15 protein-coding genes and 1 pseudogene are annotated in these 18,551 nt (G+C 71.5%); 10 read left to right on the plus strand and 6 right to left on the minus strand.

Going from position 1 to position 18,551, the window contains the following annotated elements; all coding sequences use genetic code 11:
- Positions 1-218: 218 nt before the first annotated feature.
- On the minus strand, positions 219-1,205 hold the full coding sequence (locus LNW71_RS18795) for an aldo/keto reductase (RefSeq protein ID WP_250969294.1): 987 nt from the start codon (positions 1,203-1,205) through the stop codon (positions 219-221).
- 293 nt (positions 1,206-1,498) lie between these two features.
- Between LNW71_RS18795 and LNW71_RS18800 the strand changes: the two genes are divergently transcribed.
- A complete protein-coding gene (locus LNW71_RS18800) occupies positions 1,499-2,284 on the plus strand; it encodes an SAM-dependent methyltransferase (RefSeq protein ID WP_250969295.1) in 786 nt (261 codons plus the stop codon).
- A complete protein-coding gene (locus LNW71_RS18805; RefSeq protein WP_250969296.1) occupies positions 2,281-3,102 on the plus strand; it encodes an alpha/beta fold hydrolase in 822 nt (273 codons plus the stop codon). Before LNW71_RS18800 ends, LNW71_RS18805 begins: the two co-directional genes overlap by 4 nt.
- Positions 3,103-3,260: 158 nt before the next feature.
- Here LNW71_RS18805 and LNW71_RS18810 read toward each other — a convergent pair whose 3' ends face one another.
- On the minus strand, positions 3,261-3,743 hold the full coding sequence (locus LNW71_RS18810; protein ID WP_250969297.1) for a GNAT family N-acetyltransferase: 483 nt from the start codon (positions 3,741-3,743) through the stop codon (positions 3,261-3,263).
- Positions 3,744-3,793: 50 nt separating this feature from the next.
- Here LNW71_RS18810 and LNW71_RS18815 point away from each other — a divergent pair, with 50 nt between their 5' ends.
- Positions 3,794-4,609, plus strand: a complete 816-nt coding sequence (locus tag LNW71_RS18815) for an exodeoxyribonuclease III (protein ID WP_250969298.1) — start codon at positions 3,794-3,796, stop codon at positions 4,607-4,609.
- Between the two features lie 126 nt (positions 4,610-4,735).
- Here LNW71_RS18815 and LNW71_RS18820 read toward each other — a convergent pair whose 3' ends face one another.
- Positions 4,736-5,377: a MerR family transcriptional regulator gene (locus LNW71_RS18820; protein ID WP_250972061.1), complete on the minus strand. Its 642-nt coding sequence runs from the start codon at positions 5,375-5,377 to the stop codon at positions 4,736-4,738.
- Between the two features lie 194 nt (positions 5,378-5,571).
- Between LNW71_RS18820 and LNW71_RS18825 the strand changes: the two genes are divergently transcribed.
- The 4 genes from LNW71_RS18825 to LNW71_RS18840 all read left to right on the plus strand — a co-directional run bounded on the left by LNW71_RS18825 (position 5,572) and on the right by LNW71_RS18840 (position 9,202).
- Positions 5,572-7,092, plus strand: coding sequence for an NAD(P)/FAD-dependent oxidoreductase (locus LNW71_RS18825; protein ID WP_250969299.1), 1,521 nt, complete (start codon positions 5,572-5,574; stop codon positions 7,090-7,092).
- A complete protein-coding gene (locus tag LNW71_RS18830; protein WP_250969300.1) occupies positions 7,089-8,030 on the plus strand; it encodes an alpha/beta fold hydrolase in 942 nt (313 codons plus the stop codon). The genes LNW71_RS18825 and LNW71_RS18830 overlap by 4 nt, the downstream gene beginning before the upstream one ends.
- Positions 8,027-8,920: an SDR family oxidoreductase gene (locus tag LNW71_RS18835; RefSeq protein WP_250969301.1), complete on the plus strand. Its 894-nt coding sequence runs from the start codon at positions 8,027-8,029 to the stop codon at positions 8,918-8,920. Before LNW71_RS18830 ends, LNW71_RS18835 begins: the two co-directional genes overlap by 4 nt.
- Before the next feature lie 87 nt (positions 8,921-9,007).
- Positions 9,008-9,202: a hypothetical protein gene (locus tag LNW71_RS18840; RefSeq protein WP_250969302.1), complete on the plus strand. Its 195-nt coding sequence runs from the start codon at positions 9,008-9,010 to the stop codon at positions 9,200-9,202.
- A 108-nt stretch (positions 9,203-9,310) separates the two neighbouring features.
- On the opposite strand, the gene LNW71_RS18845 is transcribed toward LNW71_RS18840, so the two are convergent.
- On the minus strand, positions 9,311-9,946 hold the full coding sequence (locus LNW71_RS18845; RefSeq protein WP_250969303.1) for a TetR/AcrR family transcriptional regulator: 636 nt from the start codon (positions 9,944-9,946) through the stop codon (positions 9,311-9,313).
- Positions 9,947-10,018: 72 nt separating this feature from the next.
- On the opposite strand from LNW71_RS18845, the pseudogene LNW71_RS18850 reads away from it, so the two are divergent.
- A pseudogene (locus LNW71_RS18850) lies at positions 10,019-11,458 on the plus strand (FAD-dependent oxidoreductase); the annotation flags it as partial.
- A gap of 171 nt (positions 11,459-11,629) precedes the next feature.
- On the opposite strand, the gene LNW71_RS18855 reads toward LNW71_RS18850, so the two are convergent.
- Positions 11,630-14,914, minus strand: coding sequence for a S41 family peptidase (locus tag LNW71_RS18855; protein ID WP_250969304.1), 3,285 nt, complete (start codon positions 14,912-14,914; stop codon positions 11,630-11,632).
- A gap of 169 nt (positions 14,915-15,083) precedes the next feature.
- Between LNW71_RS18855 and LNW71_RS18860 the strand changes: the two genes are divergently transcribed.
- Positions 15,084-15,656 carry a TetR/AcrR family transcriptional regulator gene (locus tag LNW71_RS18860; protein ID WP_250969305.1) on the plus strand — a complete coding sequence of 191 codons (573 nt, stop codon included), beginning with the start codon at positions 15,084-15,086 and terminating at the stop codon, positions 15,654-15,656.
- A gap of 115 nt (positions 15,657-15,771) precedes the next feature.
- Positions 15,772-18,000 (plus strand): MMPL family transporter, encoded by a 2,229-nt coding sequence (locus LNW71_RS18865; RefSeq protein ID WP_250969306.1) that lies wholly within the window; start codon positions 15,772-15,774, stop codon positions 17,998-18,000.
- Between the two features lie 144 nt (positions 18,001-18,144).
- On the opposite strand, the gene LNW71_RS18870 is transcribed toward LNW71_RS18865, so the two are convergent.
- On the minus strand, positions 18,145-18,495 hold the full coding sequence (locus tag LNW71_RS18870) for an SsgA family sporulation/cell division regulator (RefSeq protein ID WP_250969307.1): 351 nt from the start codon (positions 18,493-18,495) through the stop codon (positions 18,145-18,147).
- Positions 18,496-18,551: the final 56 nt, after the last annotated feature.

The following is an 18,551-nucleotide window of genomic DNA, read 5'->3' on the forward strand; positions in this document are numbered from 1 at the left end:
AGCGCGATCCATCCACCGTCACGGCGTTCCTGCGGTGCCGAAGTGTCCGCGTCGCGGTGCGATGACGCATGCCGGGGGCCGAGGCACAGACCGATTCAACCGCGACGAACTTCCCTGGCTGCACCCGGCGTCGTGTCGTTCTGCGGTGTGAACTGTGCGCGCGGGACATCCGGACCGGCACCCGCGCCGATGGCCGCTTTCCCTCGTCCCGCGCCGGGTCAGTGCGCGGCGTCCAGGCGGGCCCGCTGTTCGTCCGTCAGCTCCAGGTCGACCGCCGCCAGGTTCTCCTTCAGCTGGGCCACCGACGACGCGCCGGCCAGCGGGATCACGGGCAGGCGGCTGCCGATCTGCCAGGCCAGCACGACCTGGTTGACGCCGGCGCCGGTCTCGGCGGCGACCTCGTGCAGTACCGCGAGGCGGGCGGGTGTGCCGGGGTGGTCGAAGTCCTGGGGGAGCGGCTTGTCGGCACGCGTGTACGCGCCGGTCAGGAGCGGCGAGTACGCGACCAGGGTCAGGTCCGGTTCGGCGCGCAGGTAGCTGAGCAGTTCGGGTCCGGCGTGGCCGAGGCTGCCGTCCTCGAAGAGCGGGCTGGGGACGTCGGACCGGGGGCGGAGGTAGCTGTGCTGGTACTGGAACACCTCGTAGCCGGGGACCCCGGCCGCGGCCGCGAGCGCCCGGGCGCGCTCCAGCCGCCAGACGGCGTGGTTGCTGGCACCCAGCAGCCCGACCGTCCCGTCCGACGTCAGCTCCCCCAGCGCCTCGACGGTTTCGCGGAGCGGGACGGTCCGGTCCTCGATGTGCGCGTAGAGCAGGTCGAGCTTGTCCACCCCGAGCCGCTCCCTGCTGCGCTCGGCGGCCTCCCGGACCGCCTTCGCCGACAGGCCCTCCGGGTTGTCGACGTAGCCGGTGCCGGGGGCGAGGGGTTCGGCGCCCAGCTTGGTGGCGATGACTATCTCGTCACCGATACCGCGGCTGCGCCGCCACTTCCCGAGCAGCCGCTCGCTCTGGCCGCCGAGGCCGCCGTCGACCCAGAAGGCGTAGTTGTCGGAGGTGTCGATGAAGGTGCCACCGGCCTCCACGTAGTGGTCGAGGACGGCGAACGAGGTCTTCTCGTCGGTCACCGACCCGAAGAGCATCGCGCCGAGCGCCAGGACGCTCACCTCGCGGCGAGTGGCGGGATCCGTTCCTATGGTGCGGTACTTCATGGCTTTCCCCTCCGGTTCCGGTCACCCTCGGTCGGTGGCCGTGGGAGGGAGTGTGGTTGTTGAAGTGCGCTTCATCGCAAGGGGGTCGGCCTGCCCCGGCAGGCTCAGTGGCGCGTGCGGAATGTGCGGCGGCACCTCGTCGGCAGGGGTGAAGTGCCTTTTGAGCAGCGGTCTTTGGCCGGGTGTCAGGGCGTGGCGACCGGTTCCGGAAGTGGATATCCGCTCCGGAGTACGCTTCGCCTACGCTGAGAGCGCTCACATGCATCAGTGTTTCCCGTACAGAGGAGCGTCCTGTGACGGCCGGCATACCGCACCCGCAGATCGACACCAGCAAGCCTCACCCCGCGCGCGTCTACGACTGGTTGCTGGGTGGCAAGGACAACTACCCGGTCGATCAGCAGGTGGCGGAGACCCTGCCGGAGGAGGCGCGGGGCAACGCGGCGCGGAACCGGGCGTTCATGCACCGGGCCTCGGCCTGGCTGGCGCGTGGCGGGATCGACCAGTTCCTCGACATCGGCACCGGCATCCCCACCGAACCCAACCTGCATCAGATAGTCCAGGCAGTCACACCGGCGGCCCGGATCGTGTACGCGGACAACGACCCGATCGTGCTGCGCCACGCGGAGGCACTGCTGGTCAGTGCTCCCGAAGGGGCCACCGACTACCTCCACGCCGACGTGCGGGAGCCGGAGGCGATCCTCGAACGGGCGCGGAAGCTGCTGGACTTCGACCGGCCCATCGCCCTGTCCCTGATCGCGCTCATGCACTTCCTGCCGGACGACCAGGACCCGTACGCAATCACTCGCACTCTCGTCGACGCGCTCGCCCCGGGCAGCTACCTGGTCCTTTCGCACGGCACCGCCGATCAGCACCCCGAGCTGAAGCAGGAGACCGAGACCGCGTACAAGAAGGGGGCCATCGCGCTGCGGATGCGTACGCGCAGCGAGGTGGAGCCGTTCTTCGAGGGACTGGACCTCGTCGAGCCCGGACTCGTTCCCGCCGCCGAGTGGTACCGGGAGGGTCCGGCGCCGGTCAACGAGCGCAGCGGTTTCTACGTGGGTGTGGGACGGGTCCGATGAACACCCGGGCGGGCCGGGAGTTCGCGGCGGCGGACGGTGTCACCCTCGTGTACGACGACTCGGGCCCGTCCGGAGGTCTGCCGCCCGTCGTCCTCGTCCACGGCCATCCGTTCAACCGGAGCATGTGGCGCCCGCAGGCGGCGGCGCTGGTGGCGGCCGGACATCGGGTGATCACGGCCGACCTGCGGGGCTACGGGGACAGCGACGTCGTGCCGGGGCGCACCCTGTTCCTGGACTTCGCCGACGACATCGCCGCGCTGCTGGACCACCTCGGCATCGGGCAGGCCGTCGTCGGCGGGCTGTCCATGGGCGGGCAGATCGCCATGGAGTTCCACCGCTCGCACCCGGACCGGGTCGCGGCCCTGGTCCTCGCCGACACCTCCCCGGTCGCCGAGACCGAGGACGGCAAGGCCTTCCGCAACCGGCTGGCCGACCGGCTGCTCGCCGAGGGAATGGACGGTTACGCGCGCGAGGTGATCGACCGGATGATGGCCCCGTACAACGTCACCGCACTGCCCGACGTGGCCGCGCAGGTGCTGGAGATGATGCGCACCACCGCTCCCGAGGGGGCCGCGGCCGCACTGCGGGGCCGGGCCGAGCGGGCCGACTACCGGGAGTCGCTCGCCGGGGCCGTGGTGCCGGTACTGATCGTCGTCGGGGCGGACGACGGATACACGCCGGTCGCGGACGCGCAGGCCATGCACGGGCTGATTCCGGACGCGGAGCTGGTGGTGGTCGAAGGGGCCGGCCACATGCCCAACCTGGAACGGCCGGAGGCGTTCAACGACGCCCTGATCGGGTTCCTCGACAGCCCCTAGGGTCTTTCGTTTGGGTCAGGCCGGATAAGGGAGCGGGGTCCGGTGCTGTGCCTCGCAAGGCGGAGGAGGGAGCCGACGCGGAGCGTCGGCGACCGACGACAACGCCGCGAGGTGCGGTGCCGGGGCACGCGAGCCCGGCATGATCCAAACGAGAGGCCCTAGCCCTGCAGCGGCTTGGCGAAGCAGCGGCTGTTGTCGTACGTCCGGTAGTGGCCGAACTTCCCGCAGGGCGTGTAGCCGCTGGAGAGGTAGAGGGCGATCGCCTCGGGCTGCTGGTCGCCGGTCTCCAGCACCATGCGGGTGCGGCCCGCGGCGCGGGCGTCGTCCTCCAGGGCGGCCAGGATGCGGCGGGCCAGTCCGTGGCCGCGTTCCTCGGGTATCACGTACATCCGCTTGAGCTCGGCGTCACCGTCCGAGTAGCCCTCGGCGTTGTGCTCCTGCGCGCGCCAGCCGCCGGTGGCGACCGGGCGTTGTGCCGCGTCGTAGGCGACCAGGTACAGACCGTGCGGCGGGTCGAACATCGTGGCGTCCAGCGGTGTGATGTCGCCCTCGTCCCCGTAGCGCTCGGCGTATTCGAGCTGCACGCTGTCGTTGAGTTTGACGGCGTCGGGGTGATCGTAGGCGCATGGCTGGATATTCATGCGAGACATCGTACATGTATGCGGATGCGGGATGTCGATATCGTGCCGGAATGCTGACTGTGACCTCCGTGAATGTAAACGGCCTCCGCGCCGCCGCCAAGAAGGGCTTCGTCGAGTGGCTGGCGCAGACCGAAGCCGATGTGATCTGCCTCCAGGAGGTCCGGGCCGAGCCGCAGCAGCTGCCCGACGAGGTGCGTGAGCCCGACGGGTGGCACACCGTCCACGCGCCGGCCGCCGCGAAGGGCCGGGCCGGGGTCTCGCTGTACTCCCGCCGGGCGCCGGAGCGGGTGCAGATCGGGTTCGGCGGCTTCGGTGACGCGGGGAGCGAGGAGTTCGACGCGAGCGGCCGCTACGTCGAGATCGACCTGCCCGGTGTCACGGTCGCGAGCCTGTACCTGCCCTCCGGCGAGGTCGGCACCGAGAGGCAGGACGAGAAGGAGCGCTTCATGGCGGCCTTCCTGCCGTACCTCGCGGGGCTGAAGGTGCGGGCCGCCGCCGAGGGCCGAGAGGTGGTGGTCTGCGGTGACTGGAACATCGCCCACCAGGAGGCGGACCTCAAGAACTGGAAGGCCAACAAGAAGAACTCCGGCTTCCTCCCCGAGGAGCGGGAGTGGCTGACCCGGGTCTTCGGCGAGGCCGCGTACGTCGACGTCGTGCGCGCCCTGCACCCGGACGTGGAAGGCCCGTACTCGTGGTGGTCCTACCGGGGGCGCGCCTTCGACAACGACGCGGGATGGCGCATCGACTACCAGGTGGCGACCGCCGGGCTGGCGGAGCGCGCGGTGAAGGCGTGGGTCGAGCGGGCCACCACGCACGGCGAGCGGTGGAGCGACCACGCGCCGGTGACGGTGGTGTACGAGCAGTAGGAGCGGGCCGCCTGTGCGTACGTGCGGGGGGCGGTTGCCCCCTTTGTGACGGTGGCCTGTTCCCCGTGCGTGCGTCGGCGGCTGCCCTGCTCCGGCGGCTGCCCCGTGCGCGCGCCGGCCGCTGCCCTACGCCGGTGGCTGCGCCGCCTCCGCGTCGCGGCGCAGGCGCCGGTCCAGGGCCATGGAGAGTTCCGCGTCCACCACCGCGCGGGCCAGCGGGCGCAGTTGGGGTGGTTCGGCCTGCGTGCTGTGGTCGCGCAGGGTCGCCACGAAGAGGTCGGCGAGGGCGTCCGCGTGTTCCCGGACCCGGCGGCCGGAGGCGAGCACCTCGGCGAGCGGGACCCCTTCGCGTACGAGCTCGGCGGACACCTCCAGGAGACGGCGGCTGATGTGCACGATCTCGTCGCCGTCCGTGCCGAGGTAGCCCAGTTCCATGGCGGTCGCCAGGTTCTCCGGGGTGGACTCGCCCTCGAAGTAGTCCGCGAGCTGCTCGGGGGTGAGCCGGACCGGGGTCTCCTCGGTCGGTTCGCCCAGGCCCAGCACCTCGGCGACGTCGCGGCCGCTCTCGAAGGTGCGGGCGAGGTCGGCGATGCCGGTGAGGGTGTGGCCGCGCTCCAGCAGGCCGGCGATGGTGCGCAGCCGGGCCAGGTGGTGGTCGTCGTACCAGGCGATGCGGCCTTCGCGGCGGGGCGGTGAGATCAGGCCGCGTTCCCGGTAGAAGCGCAGGGTCCGTACGGGGATGCCGGCCTCCTTGGCCAGCTCCTCCATCCGGTATTCACGGTGCTCGCGTCCGTCTGCCACACCCGCACCCTACCGGCCTCCCCCGCGAGGGAGGCCGCGTGTTGTACCGCCGGTAACTTTCCTTCGCCGTACCCTACCCATCGGTACGGAGCTGTTCTAGTCTCCCAACAATGCCAGTGATTGCTGGCAGAGTCGTGTGACGTACCGCGGGAGGCGGCAGCATGGCCCAGCACGAGCATGTACGAGTGGCGGTGATCGGATCCGGGTTCGGGGGCCTCGGAGCCGCTGTCCGGCTGCGCCGCGAAGGCATCACCGATTTCGTGATCCTGGAACGCGCCGGGTCGGTCGGTGGCACCTGGCGCGACAACAGTTATCCGGGCTGCGCCTGCGACGTACCGTCCCACCTCTACTCGTTCTCCTTCGCGCCAAACCCCGAGTGGCCCCGCACCTTCTCCGGGCAGGAGCACATCCGCGCCTATCTGGAGCACGTCGCGGACACCTTCGGGCTGCGCCCGCACCTCAGGCTGAACCACGAGGTGACGATGATGCGCTGGGACCGGGAGGAGCTGAACTGGGTCATCGAGAGCGCCGACGGCACCACGATCGTCGCCGACGTCGTCGTCTCCGCGACCGGTCCGCTCTCCGACCCGAAGATGCCCGACATTCCGGGGCTCGCCGACTTCCCCGGCAAGGTCTTCCACTCCGCCCGCTGGGACCACGACGCCGACCTGACCGGCAAGCGCGTCGCGATGATCGGCACCGGCGCCTCCGCGATCCAGATCGTGCCGTCGATCCAGCCGAAGGCAGGGAAGCTGACGCTGTTCCAGCGCACCCCGCCGTGGGTCATGCCGCGGATGGACCGCTCCATCAGCGGCGCCGAGCGCTGGCTGCACCGCACGCTCCCCTTCACCGGCACCGCGCGCCGCGGACTCCTCTGGGGAATCCGGGAGTTGCAGGTCAGCGCCTTCACCAAGCACCCCGACCAGCTGGGTCTGGTCGAGCGGATAGCCAAGTCCAACATGGCGCGGTCGATCAAGGACCCGGCGCTGCGGGCCAAGCTGACCCCCTCGTACCGGATCGGCTGCAAGCGCATCCTGCTCTCCAGCGCCTACTACCCGGCGCTCGCGCAGCCCAATGTGGATGTGGTCGCCTCCGGTCTGAGCGAGGTGCGCGGGTCGACGGTCGTCGCGTCCGACGGCACGGAGGCCGAGGTCGACGCGATCATCTTCGGTACGGGCTTCCACGTGACGGACATGCCGATCGCCGACCGGGTGGTGGGCGCGGACGGCATCACGCTCGCGGAGTCCTGGAAGGACGGGATGCAGGCGCTGCGCGGTGCGAGCGCGGCCGGCTTCCCCAACTGGATGACGATCATCGGTCCCAACACCGGGCTCGGGAACTCCTCGATGATCCTGATGATCGAGGCCCAGCTGAACTACCTGGCCGACTACCTGCGGCAGCTGGACGTGCTCGGCGGGCGGGCCGCACTCGACGCGCGGCCCTCGGCCGTCGGGGCCTGGAACCGGGGCGTGCAGGAGCGGATGAAGCGCACGGTGTGGAACACCGGTGGCTGCAACAGCTGGTACCTGGACTCCAACGGGCGCAACACCACGGTCTGGCCCGGCACCACCGCCGAGTTCCGCAAGGTGACGCGCAGGGTCGACCTCGCGGAGTACGAGGTCGTACGGGCGCCCGCGGGGCGCGATACGCACAAGGCCGTGGCCGAGGAGGTCGCGGGATGAGCCGGCAGCTGCGGCGCGAGGTCACCCGTCCGGTGCCCGCGCGCGAACTCATGGCCGTCTCCGCGGACGGCTCCCGCGTCCATGTCGAGGTGCACGGGCAGGACGGCGCACCCGCCGTGGTGCTCTCCCACGGCTGGACCTGCAGCACCCGCTTCTGGGACGCGCAGATCCGGGACCTGGCCGTGGACCACCGGGTCATCGCCTACGACCAGCGCGGCCACGGCGGCTCGCCGGCGGCCGGCCGGAACGAGTACACCACCGACGCGCTGGCCGACGACCTCGAAGCGGTGCTCGCTGCCACGCTGGCGCCGGGCGAGAAGGCCGTACTCGCGGGGCACTCCATGGGCGGCATGACGATGATGGCCGCCTCGCGGCGGGCCGGTCTGCGCGAGCACGCGGCCGCCGTGCTGCTGTGCAGCACCGGGAGTTCGCTGCTGATCGCGGAATCGCTCGTGCTGCCCATGCGGGCCGGCGCGGTGCGGTCCCGGATGACCCGGGCGATCCTCGGTGCGCGGGCACCGCTCGGGCCGGTCACGCCGCTCTCCAGGCGCATCCTCAAGTACGGCACGATGGGCGGGGGTTCGGCTCCGGACCTGGTCGACATCTGCGCCCGGATCGTGCACGCCTGCCCGCGCGCGGCCCGGGTCGCCTGGGGGCAGGTGCTCGCGGAGCTCGATCTCGACGAGGGCGTACGGGAACTGCGGGTGCCCACCGCGGTGATCGCGGGTACGGCCGACCGGCTGACGCCGCCCGTCCACGCCCGCGCCCTCGCGGCGGCGCTGCCCGAGTGCCTGGGGCTCACCGAGTTGGCGGGGGTAGGACACATGACGCCGGTCGAGGCGCCGGAGACGGTCACGGCGAAGATCCGGGAGTTGGCGAGCACGTACCTCCCGGTGCAGGGTACGGCTGTTGTCGAGGGCAAGGAGGAGGTCGCATGAGCGGCAGGCGCAGTCTCGAAGGACAGGTCGTCGTCGTCACGGGCGCGGCGCGCGGCGTGGGTGAGCTGCTGGCCCGCAAGCTCTCGGCGCGGGGCGCGAAGCTGGCGCTGGTCGGCCTGGAGCCGGACGAGTTGAAGAAGGTCTCGGAGCGGCTGCACGCGGAGAGCGACCACTGGCACGCGGACGTCACCGACCACGAAGCCATGGCGCGGGTCGCGCAGGAGGTCAAGGAGCGTTTCGGGAAGGTCGACATCGTCGTCGCCAACGCGGGCGTCGCCTCCGGCGGACCGTTCGTCGACTCCGATCCGGTGGCCTGGCGACGGGTCATCGAGGTCAACCTGATCGGCGGCGCGGTGACCGGCCGGGCGTTCCTGCCGGTCCTGATGGAGAGCCGCGGCTACTTCCTGCAGATCGCCTCGCTGGCCGCGATCACTCCGGCACCGATGATGACCGCGTACTGCGCGTCCAAGTCGGGCGTCGAGGCCTTCGCGCACAGCCTGCGGGCCGAGGTCGGCTACCGCGGGGTGAAGGTCGGGGTCGGCTACCTGTCCTGGACGGACACGGACATGGTGCGCGGCGCGGACCAGGACGACGTGATGCGGGAGCTGCGGCAGCGGCTGCCGTGGCCGTCCAACCGCACCTACCCGCTGGGCCCGGCGGTCGACCGGATCGTGGCCGGCATCGAGCGGCGCTCCGCGCACGTGTACGCGCAGTGGTGGCTGCGCGGGATGCAGTCCGTGCGGGGTTACCTGCCGGCGCTGATCGGCGCCGTCGGGCAGCGGGAGATGCAGCGGTTCGGATCGCGGCTGGAGGGCGTCAGCAAGGGGTTGGTGGGCGCCGGAGGCGCCGCTGACCAGGACGAACGCGCGGCGCGCACGCAGCGTGAGTGATCGAAATGCGGCGAATGTCCGGGCGTGTAAGTCTGGTCGAGGCCCCACCGGGGCCACCCCCACGCACCCCACAGAGGAGTGAACAGCATGGGCATCGCCGACCAGTTCAAGGACAAGGCGCAGGATCTTGCCGGCCAGGCGCAGAAGAAGATGAAGGACGGCAAGGGCGAGAACCGGGGCCGGTCGCAGAATGCGTCCGACCGGGCCTCGGACGCGTCTGAGCGGGGTCGTGACAGGGCCCGGGGTGCGGCGGACGACCTTCGCGAGAAGTTCGACCGTTGACGTCTGCGCTTTCGCTAGTTGCGCGTTGAGGGACGCGCCCGGTTTCCGGGCGCGCCCCTTTTCTCTGTCTCCAGGGCGCCTTGGCGGCCCAGCCGCGTCGGGGCGGATCTACCCCAGCGCCCTCTCCAGTGCGTCGAACGCCGCATCTACCCGCGCCCCGTGGTCGTCCGCCAGTGCCGCCGCCGGCTCTCCCGCGAGGAGGCGGCGGGCGGTGGTGGCGTAGACCGAGCGGTAGGCCGCGACGGTCAGGGCCGCCGCGAGCTCCGGGTCGGCGAATCCGGAGCCGGTCCCGGCGAAGGTCCGTGCCAGGGCGTGCTCCAGGTCCTCCACGCCCTCGCGGGCGCGGGCGCGCAGGGCGGGCGAGGCCAGGACGATCCGCCAGAAGGCGGGGAAGTCGTCGTCCACCGCGGACAGCGGATGGCGCTGGTCGAGGAGCCCGAGCGCCAGGCCGCGCAGGGCGGCCAGCGGGGACTGCCCCGGCCCCCGCTCCCGTACGGCCTGGGTGAACAGTTCGATCGCCTGGGGGATGCGGTCGAGGAAGAGATCCTCCTTGCGCGGGAAGTAGTTGAAGACCGTCATGGCGGAGACGTCGGCGGCCCGGGCGACCTCCGCGACGGTCACCTCGTCGAAACCGCCCGTGAGGAACAGCCCCGTCGCCACGTCCGAGATCCGCTGCCGCGTCGCCCGCTTCTTCCGCTCCCGCAGCGGCAGTTCCGCTTCCTGGCCTTCCCGGTCCTTCGTCATGGCGAAAACTCTAGCGAGAAAACTATAGCGAACATACTTTTATAGTGACTAAAGTTATCTGGCATGGATCTCATGACGCGCTACGACGTGGTGGTCTCCGGCGCCGGACCCGTCGGCCTGCTGCTCGGCTGCGAACTGCGGCTCGGCGGGGTGGACCGGGTACTGATCGTCGAGCGCATGGCCGAACCGGACGAGACGATCAAGGCGGGGGCCGTCAACACCCCCACCGTCATGGCCCTCGACCGGCGGGGGATGCTGCCCGCCCTGGTGCAGGTGCAGCGGCGGGCGATGGAGCTGTTCCGGGAGTTCCAGCGGGCGCGCGGCGGCGACGAAAACACCCCACCGCCCCCGAAGTTCGCCGGCCACTTCGCCGGGATCATGCTGGACGCCCGGCTGCTGGACGCGGCGGACCCGGCCTTCGCCGACGCCGGTCCGGCCGGTGACGTGGGGCTGGTGCCGCAGGCCGCGCTGGAGCGGCTGCTCGCCGACCGTGCCCGGGAGCTCGGCGTCGAGCTGCGCAGGGGGGTCGAGCTGACCGGCTTCGAGCAGGACGACGACGGGGTGACCGTGCACCTGGCACCCGCCGGCGGCCCGGCGCCCGAGTCCGTGCGCGCGGGCCGGCTGGTCGGCTGCGACGGCGGGCGCAGCACCGTGCGCAAGCTCGCCGGCTTCGACTTCCCCGGGACGCCGCCGGAGATCACCGGTTACCAGGCGATGGTCGGCCTGGCCGGCGCCGAAGGGCTCGGAGCCGGCTGGATCGCGACGGACGCCGGCCTGTACGCCTACGGCCCGGTGCCCGGCCGCATCCTCACCGTCGAGTTCGACGGACCGCCCGCCGACCGCACGACGCCCGTCACCGCCGAGGAGCTGCAGGGCAGTCTGCGCCGGGTGTCCGGCGTGGACGTCACCGTGACCGAGGTGCGCACGGCGACGCGGTTCACCGACAACTGCCGTCAGGTCACGGACTACCGGGCCGGCCGGGTGCTCCTCGCGGGCGACGCGGCCCATGTGCACTCACCGTTCGGCGGGCAGGGGCTGAACCTCGGCATCGGGGACGCGATGAACCTGGGCTGGAAGCTCGCCGCCGTGGTGTGCGGCCGGGCGCCGGAGAGCCTCCTCGACTCGTACACGGCCGAACGGCATCCGATCGGCGCCTGGGTGCTGGAATGGAGCCGCGCCCAGGTCGCCCTCATGCGGCCGGAGTCGCACGCACGCTCGCTGCGGGCGGTGGTCACCGACCTGACCCGTACCGTCGACGGCACCACCCACCTGGTCAAGAAGATCTCCGGCGTCTGGCAGCACTACGACCTGCCGGGCAGTCATCCGCTGGTCGGACGCAGCGCACCCGACCTGGAACTCGCCGACGGCAGCCGGCTCGCCGACCACCTGCACGGCGGCCGCGCACTGCTCCTGGACCTGGCCGACGACCCGAAGCTGCGGGCCGAGGCCGAGGGCTACGGCGGCCGGGTGGACGTCCGGGCCGCCGCCTGCCCCGGCCGTCCGGAACTGGCCGGGCTGCTGGTGCGCCCCGACGGGTTCACGGCCTGGGCCGCCGACCGGCAGGGGCCGGACGCCGGGCGGGAGCAGGCGGGCCAGGAGCCGGGGAGCCGGTGGCGGACGCGTTGGAGCGGTGGTTCGGAGCGCCCGCAGCGTGAGCCCCGGCGCCTTCCCGCAGGGCGGCCCTCAGCGCGGCGGCAGCGGCGGCCGGCGGCGGTCGGGGACGTCGGAGTAGGTCGGGGCCGTCGCCGGCGGGTTCGCGGCCAGCAGGTCAAGGGCCGCCCACACCGCGTCGTCGAGCACCGCGTGCCGGCCCTCCGCCCAGTCGAGCGGGGTGCGCAGGGCCTCCAGGTCCGGTTCGACCCCGTGGTTCTCCACCGACCAGCCCCAGGCGTCGAACCAGGCCGCGTTCATCGGCACCGTGATCACCGTGCCGTCGCCCAGCTGGTGCCGGCCGGTCATGCCGACCACCCCGCCCCAGGTGCGCTGCCCCACCACCGGGCCCAGTTTCAGCAGGCGGAACGCGGCGGTGATCATGTCGCCGTCGGAGGACGTCGCCTCGTCGGCAAGCGCGACCACCGGGCCCCGTGGGGCGTTGGAGGCGTACGACACCGGCTGGGCGTTGCGGGTCAGGTCCCAGCCGAGGATGGTGCGGGTGAGCTTCTCGACGACCAGTTCGCTGATGTGGCCGCCCGCGTTGCCGCGCACGTCCACGATCAGGGCCGGCCGGGAGACCTCCAGGCGCAGGTCCCGGTTGAACTGGGCCCAGCCGGAGCCGCCCATGTCGGGGATGTGCAGGTACCCGCAGCGGCCGCCGCTCACCTCCCGTACGACCTCACGGCGTTTGGCCACCCAGTCCTGGTAGCGCAGCGGGCGTTCGTCGACCAGGGGGACGACCGCCACGCGGCGGGCGCGGCCCTCGCCGCCGGCGGGCAGGAAGGTCAGCTCGACCGTCGTGCCGCCCGCCGCGGAGAGCAGCGGGTAGGGGCCGGTGACCGGGTCGACCGCGCGGCCGTCGACATGGGTGAGGACCGCGCCCTCCCTGATGCCCGTACCGGCCAGGGGCGAACGGGCCTTGGAGTCCGAGGAGTCGCCGGGCAGGATGCGCTGGATGGTCCAGTCGCCGTCCCGGCACACCAGGTTCGCGCCCAGCAGGCCGATCGCCCGCTGGTAGTGCGGCGGGCCCTCGTTGCGGCGTGCGGGCGCCACGTACGCGTGGGAGGTGCCCAGCTCGCCCAGCACCTCACGCAGCAGATCGGCGAACTCGTCGGGGGTAGAGACGCGTTCGACCAGCGGGCGGTACTGGTCCAGGATGGCCGGCCAGTCGATGCCGCACATGTCCGGCTCCCAGAAGTAGGAGCGGATGATGCGGCCCGCCTCGTCGTACGCCCCCCGCCACTCCGCGGGCGGGTCGACGTCGTGCAGGATGCGGCGCAGGTCGAGGAAGACCGTGGAGTCGTTGTCGCCGGGTTCGGACGAGGGGACGGCGCTGAGCTCGCCGTCGTCCATGACGACGAGCCGTGAGCCGTCGCCGCTGACGGCGAACCAGTCGATGTGGCTGACGAGTTGGGTCTTCTTCGCCTTGGCGATGCTGAAGTGCTCCAGGGTGGGGCGGCCCGACATGTCCGCCGGGTTGGCGAACGTCTCGCCGAGCGCGCCGGAGATCGGCCAGCGCAGCCAGACCAGCCCGCCGCCGGCGACCGGGTACAGCGCCGAGTACTTGGAGGCGGACACCGGGAAGGGCGTGACGCGGTTCTGCAGGCCCTCGAACTCGACGGTGACCGTGGAGCCTTCGGCCGCCCCGGCCTCGGCGGAGTCCACCGGATCGAGGCCGCCCGCGGCCGGCCGGCCGTCGGGGGAGAGGGCGAAGGGCGACGGGGTCGCCGAGGAGAGCGGGACCAGGTACGGGCGGCAGCCGAGCGGGAAGGAGAGGTCGCCGGTGTGCACGTCGTAGACCGGGTCGAAGCCGCGCCAGGAGAGGAAGGCGAGATAGCGGCCGTCCCCCGTGAAGACGGGATTCTCGTCCTCGAAGCGGCCGTTGGTGACGTCGACGACCACCGGTTCCCCCGGACCCGTGATCCGGGCGAGCTTGATCTTGCGCAGCGAACGCCCGATGCCCGGATGCGACCAGGTCAGCCAGGCACCGTCCGGCGAGAAGGCCAGATCGCGGACCGGGCCGTTGACGGACCGGATCAGTTCGGTGGGTTCGCCGGTGGCGGTCTCCTCGTCGGTGTCCAGGAGCAGCAGCCGGCCGTCGTGCGAGGCGATGGCGAGCCGTTCGCCGTCCGGGTCGGCGATCAGCTCCTGGACCCGGCCGACCAGGCCGGGGGCGAGCCGGCGCGGCGGACGGTCGCCGCTGGCGCGCGGCAGCGAGGCGATCTCGATCGAGTCCTCGCCCTCCGCGTCGGTGACGTAGGCGACCTGGCCACCGCTGCCGAGCATCTCCGGCAGCCGGACCCGGACGCCGGGGGTGTCGCTGATGGTGCGGGCGGGGCCGTCGCGGTGGGTGAGCCAGTACAGGCTGCCGCGTACCGAGACCGCGCTGGCACGGCCGGTCTCGTCGACGGAGAGCGCGTCGACATGGCTGGCGGCCGGCACCTGGTAGCTGCGCCGCCCGGCCCGCGGCCCGCCGAGCCGGACCGCCAGCTTCCGGGGGCCCGCGGTGGGCGACTCCAGGTCGTCGACCAGCCAGAGTTCCCCGGCGCACTGGTAGACGACCCGCCGGCCGTCGCTGGAGGCGTGCCGGGCGTAGAACGCGTCGTGGTCGGTGTGGCGGCGCAGATCGCCGCCGTCGGGCCGGCAGGAGTAGAGGTTGCCGACGCCCTCGTGGTCGGAGAGGAAGGCGATCCGGCCGCCGACGAACATGGGCGAGTCGAGGTGCCCGCCGATGTCCGGCAGCAGTCGCTCCCCGTGCAGCCACAGCCGTCCGGTCGCGCCGCCCCGGTACCGCTTCCAGGCGGCCGGCTCGTGCGGGGGTGTGCCGGTGAGCAGCAGGGTGCGCCGTTCGCCGTCGATGTCGGCGACCGCGATGTCGGAGACCGGGCCCCAGGGAAGCTTGCCGCCGGGGCTGCCGTCGGTGGGCAGGCTGTAGGCCCAGGAGAAGTACGAGAACGGCTGGTTGTGCGAGGAGACGGCGAGGATCTGGGCGGCGTCGCCCGGGTCGGGGGTCCAGCCGCGGACCCGGGCATCCGTCGAGCCCCAGTAGGTCAGCCGGCGGGCCGGGCCGCCGGCCACGGGTGCGAGGTGGATCTCGGGGTCGAGGCTGCGCCAGGTCGTGTAAGCGATCCGGGTCCCGTCGGGGGAGAAGCGCGGGTGGCTGACTCTGGTGCGGTCGACGGTCACCCGCCAGGCGCGTCCGGGCTGATCGCCCTCGGGGACGAGGGGGGCGACCCAGAGATCGTCCTCTGCGGCGAAGCAGAGCAGATCCTCGTGGAGGTGCGGGAACCGGAGATACGAGACGTCGTCACTCACCCCCCAATGCTTTCCGGGCGAGGGGGCGGCGGCAACTTGTGGTGCGGAACACAAGCGAAACGATTTCGTTTCGCTCGACCGGCGAGGTACCGTCGAGGTGTACGAAACAGTTTCGTTCGATTGACTGACGTACGAATGAGACGGACTCAGCGGAACAGGAGGTCGAGACATGGCACGGACAAGGCTCACGCCCGAGCGTGAGAGCGAGCTGTACGCCGCCGTGCTCGACCTGCTTCGCGAGGTCGGCTACGACGCCCTGACCATGGACGCCATCGCCGCGCGCACCCGTTCCAGCAAGGCCACCCTCTACCGCCAGTGGGGGAGCAAGCCCGAGCTCGTCGTCACGGCCCTGCGGCACAACAAGCCGGTGTCCCTCGGCGAGGTCGACACCGGCTCGCTGCGCGGCGACTTCCATGCCGTGCTGGACCGCACCGACGACTGTCAGATGGAGAAGGACTCCGCGCTGATGCGGGGTCTGAGCCATGCCGTCCACGAGAACCCCGACCTCCTCCAGGCCCTGCGCGAACTGCTGATCGAGCCGGAAATGACCGGCCTCGAGATGCTGCTGCGCCGAGCCGTGGACCGGGGTGAGCTGCGTCCGGACAACCCGGCGCTGAAGTACGTACCGCACATGCTGATCGGCGCGTTCGCCGCTCGGCAGCTGGTCGAGGACCGCGCTGTCGACCATGCGTTCCTCACCGACTACGTCGACTCCGTGATCCTCCCCGCTCTCGGAGTCTGACCCCCGTCCCTCGCACGGCCCTCTCCCCACGCCCCACCTGACACGCCGCTCTCGTCGTCGGGCTGGTTCCTCACGCCCTGTTTCCACTCAACGACCTGACCGGGAGTACGCCTCCGTGGCCACATTCCTCTACAAGCTCGGACGGCTCGCCTTCCGGCGCCGCCGCTATGTCGCCCTCGTCTGGGTGGCACTGCTGGCGCTCGCCGGATTCGGTGCGGCCTCCGCGTCCACCGCCACCTCCAGCTCCTTCTCGATCCCGGGTACGGAGGCCCAGAAGGCCTTCGACCTGCTGGAACAGCGATTCCCCGCAGCCAGCGCCGACGGCGCCACCGCACGCATCGTCTTCAAGGCCCCCCAGGGCGAGAAGATGACGGACCCGGCGAACAAGGCCGACGTCAAGAAGATCACCGGTGAGCTGAAGTCCGGCTCGGACCAGATCGCCTCGGTCGTCGACCCGTACGCGGGCAAGGCCGTCTCCAAGAACGGCACGACCGCCTACGTCTCGGTCACCTACAAGGTCAGCTCCATGGAGCTGACCGACGCCACCCGGGACGCCCTTCAGGACGCGGGCGAGACGGCACAGAAGACCGGGATGACCGTGGAGATCGGCGGTGACGCGCTCCAGGTGATGCCGGAGACCGGCGCTACCGAGGTCATCGGCATCGCGCTGGCCGCGGTGGTGCTCGTCATCACCTTCGGCTCGCTCATCGCGGCGGGGCTGCCGCTGCTCACCGCCCTGATCGGGGTCGGCATCGGCGTCTCGTCGATCACGGCGCTGGCCAACGTGCTCGACCTCGGCTCCACCACCTCCACCCTCGCGATGATGATCGGCCTCGCGGTCGGCATCGACTACGCGCTCTTCATCGTCTCCCGCTACCGCGCCGAACTGGCCGAGGGCCGGGAACGCGAGGAAGCGGCGGGCCGTGCGGTCGGCACGGCGGGTTCCGCGGTCGTCTTCGCCGGGCTCACCGTGGTCATCGCCCTGGTCGGCCTGGCCGTCGTCAACATCCCGATGCTGTCGAAGATGGGCTTCGCCGCCGCCGGCACGGTCGCCATCGCCGTCCTCATCGCGCTCACCCTCGTCCCCGCCATGATGGGCTTCGCGGGCAAGCGGGTCATGGGGCGCAAGGCGCGCAAGGCCGCCGAGGCCGAGAACAAGCCCGACGCCAAGCCGAACATGGGCACCCGCTGGGCGCGGTTCGTGCTGCGCAAGCCGGTGTGGGTGCTGCTCGTCGGCGTCATCGGTCTCGGCACGATCGCCATCCCGGCCGCCTCGCTGGAGATGGGTCTGCCGGACGACGGCGCCCAGCCCACCAGCACCACCCAGCGCCGCGCCTACGACCTGCTCTCCGAGGGCTTCGGCCCCGGCTTCAACGGCCCGCTGCTGGTCGTCGTCGACACGGCGAACAGCTCCGACGGCAAGACCGCAGCCAAGCAGGTCGGTGACGAGATCTCCGGCATGAAGGGTGTCGTCGCCGTCACCCCGGCCACCTTCAACAAGGCCGGCGACGCGGCGATGATCACCGTCGTCCCGAAGGACCGCCCGAGCTCCGTCGAGACGGAGAACGTGGTCCACGCGATCCGTGACGCGGGCAAGGACATCAAGTCCGACACCGGCGCCGAGGTCCTGGTCACCGGTGCCACCGCGATGAACATCGACTTCTCGCAGAAGATGAACGACGCGCTGCTGCCGTATCTGGCGCTCGTCGTCGGCCTCGCCTTCCTGCTGCTGATGGTGGTCTTCCGGTCGGTCCTGGTGCCGCTGAAGGCGGCGCTCGGCTTCCTGCTCTCGGTCGTCGCGGCCCTGGGCGCGGTCGTCGCGGTCTTCCAGTGGGGCTGGCTCGGCTCGCTCTTCGGGGTGGAGCAGACCGGTCCGATCATGTCGATGATGCCGATCTTCATGGTGGGTGTCGTCTTCGGTCTCGCGATGGACTACGAGGTCTTCCTCGTGACCCGGATGCGGGAGGCGCACGTCCACGGCGAGAAGCCCGGCCAGGCCATCGTCACCGGCTTCAAGCACGGCGCCAGGGTCGTCACGGCCGCGGCCGTGATCATGATGGCGGTCTTCTCCGGCTTCATCGGCTCCAGCGAGCAGATGATCAAGATGATCGGCTTCTCGCTCGCCATCGCCGTCTTCTTCGACGCGTTCGTCGTCCGCATGGCCATCGTGCCCGCGGTCCTCGCGCTGCTCGGGAAGCGGGCCTGGTGGCTGCCGCGCTGGCTGGACCGGGCGCTGCCCAACGTGGACGTCGAGGGCGAGGGGCTGCGCAAGGAGCTCAGCGACACGGCCTCGGCCGACTCCGGCCCGGACGCCGGCGGCGAGCGTGAGCTGACCCGCGTCTGAGCCGTCCCTGAGAGCCGCTGACCTCCGGGGCCACGTCTGAGCGGAGCGCGGCCCCGGAAGCGCCGGTTACCTGTGGGGACGGGGGGGCCGGAGCGACGAGAGCCCCGTGCACATGGTGCACGGGGGCTCTCGCCATGACACCCGTCAGGCGCGCGCGGTCTCGGTCCTGGCTTCGGTGTGCGTACGGCGCAGGAAGCGGATCAGGGGCGCGCTGTCGAACTGCACCACCTCGACCCCGCTCGCCGAGTGGAGTTCGACGACCAGCTGGGCCCGGCCGCACGGCCAGATCCGGAGACTGTCGCGCTCGACGGGGGCGCGCAGTCCGCGCTCCAGCAGCTCGCGTCCGACGGCCCACTCCGCGCCGCCGGGGAAGGCGATGTGGATCGTACTGGGGCCGTCCGCGGTGTCGTACCGCAGCTCGACGGGGACGGTGGGCAGGTCGCGGGCGTCGGTGACGAGCCGGGCTCGGGCATGTTCTTTGATCACGGGGGACATGGGCCGGCTCCTCCTGTTTATACGTCTTCGTCCTCCAATGTCCCATATTTTACGTA

It is taken from the genome of Streptomyces sp. RKAG290 (assembly GCF_023701695.1).
GTDB lineage: Bacteria > Actinomycetota > Actinomycetes > Streptomycetales > Streptomycetaceae > Streptomyces.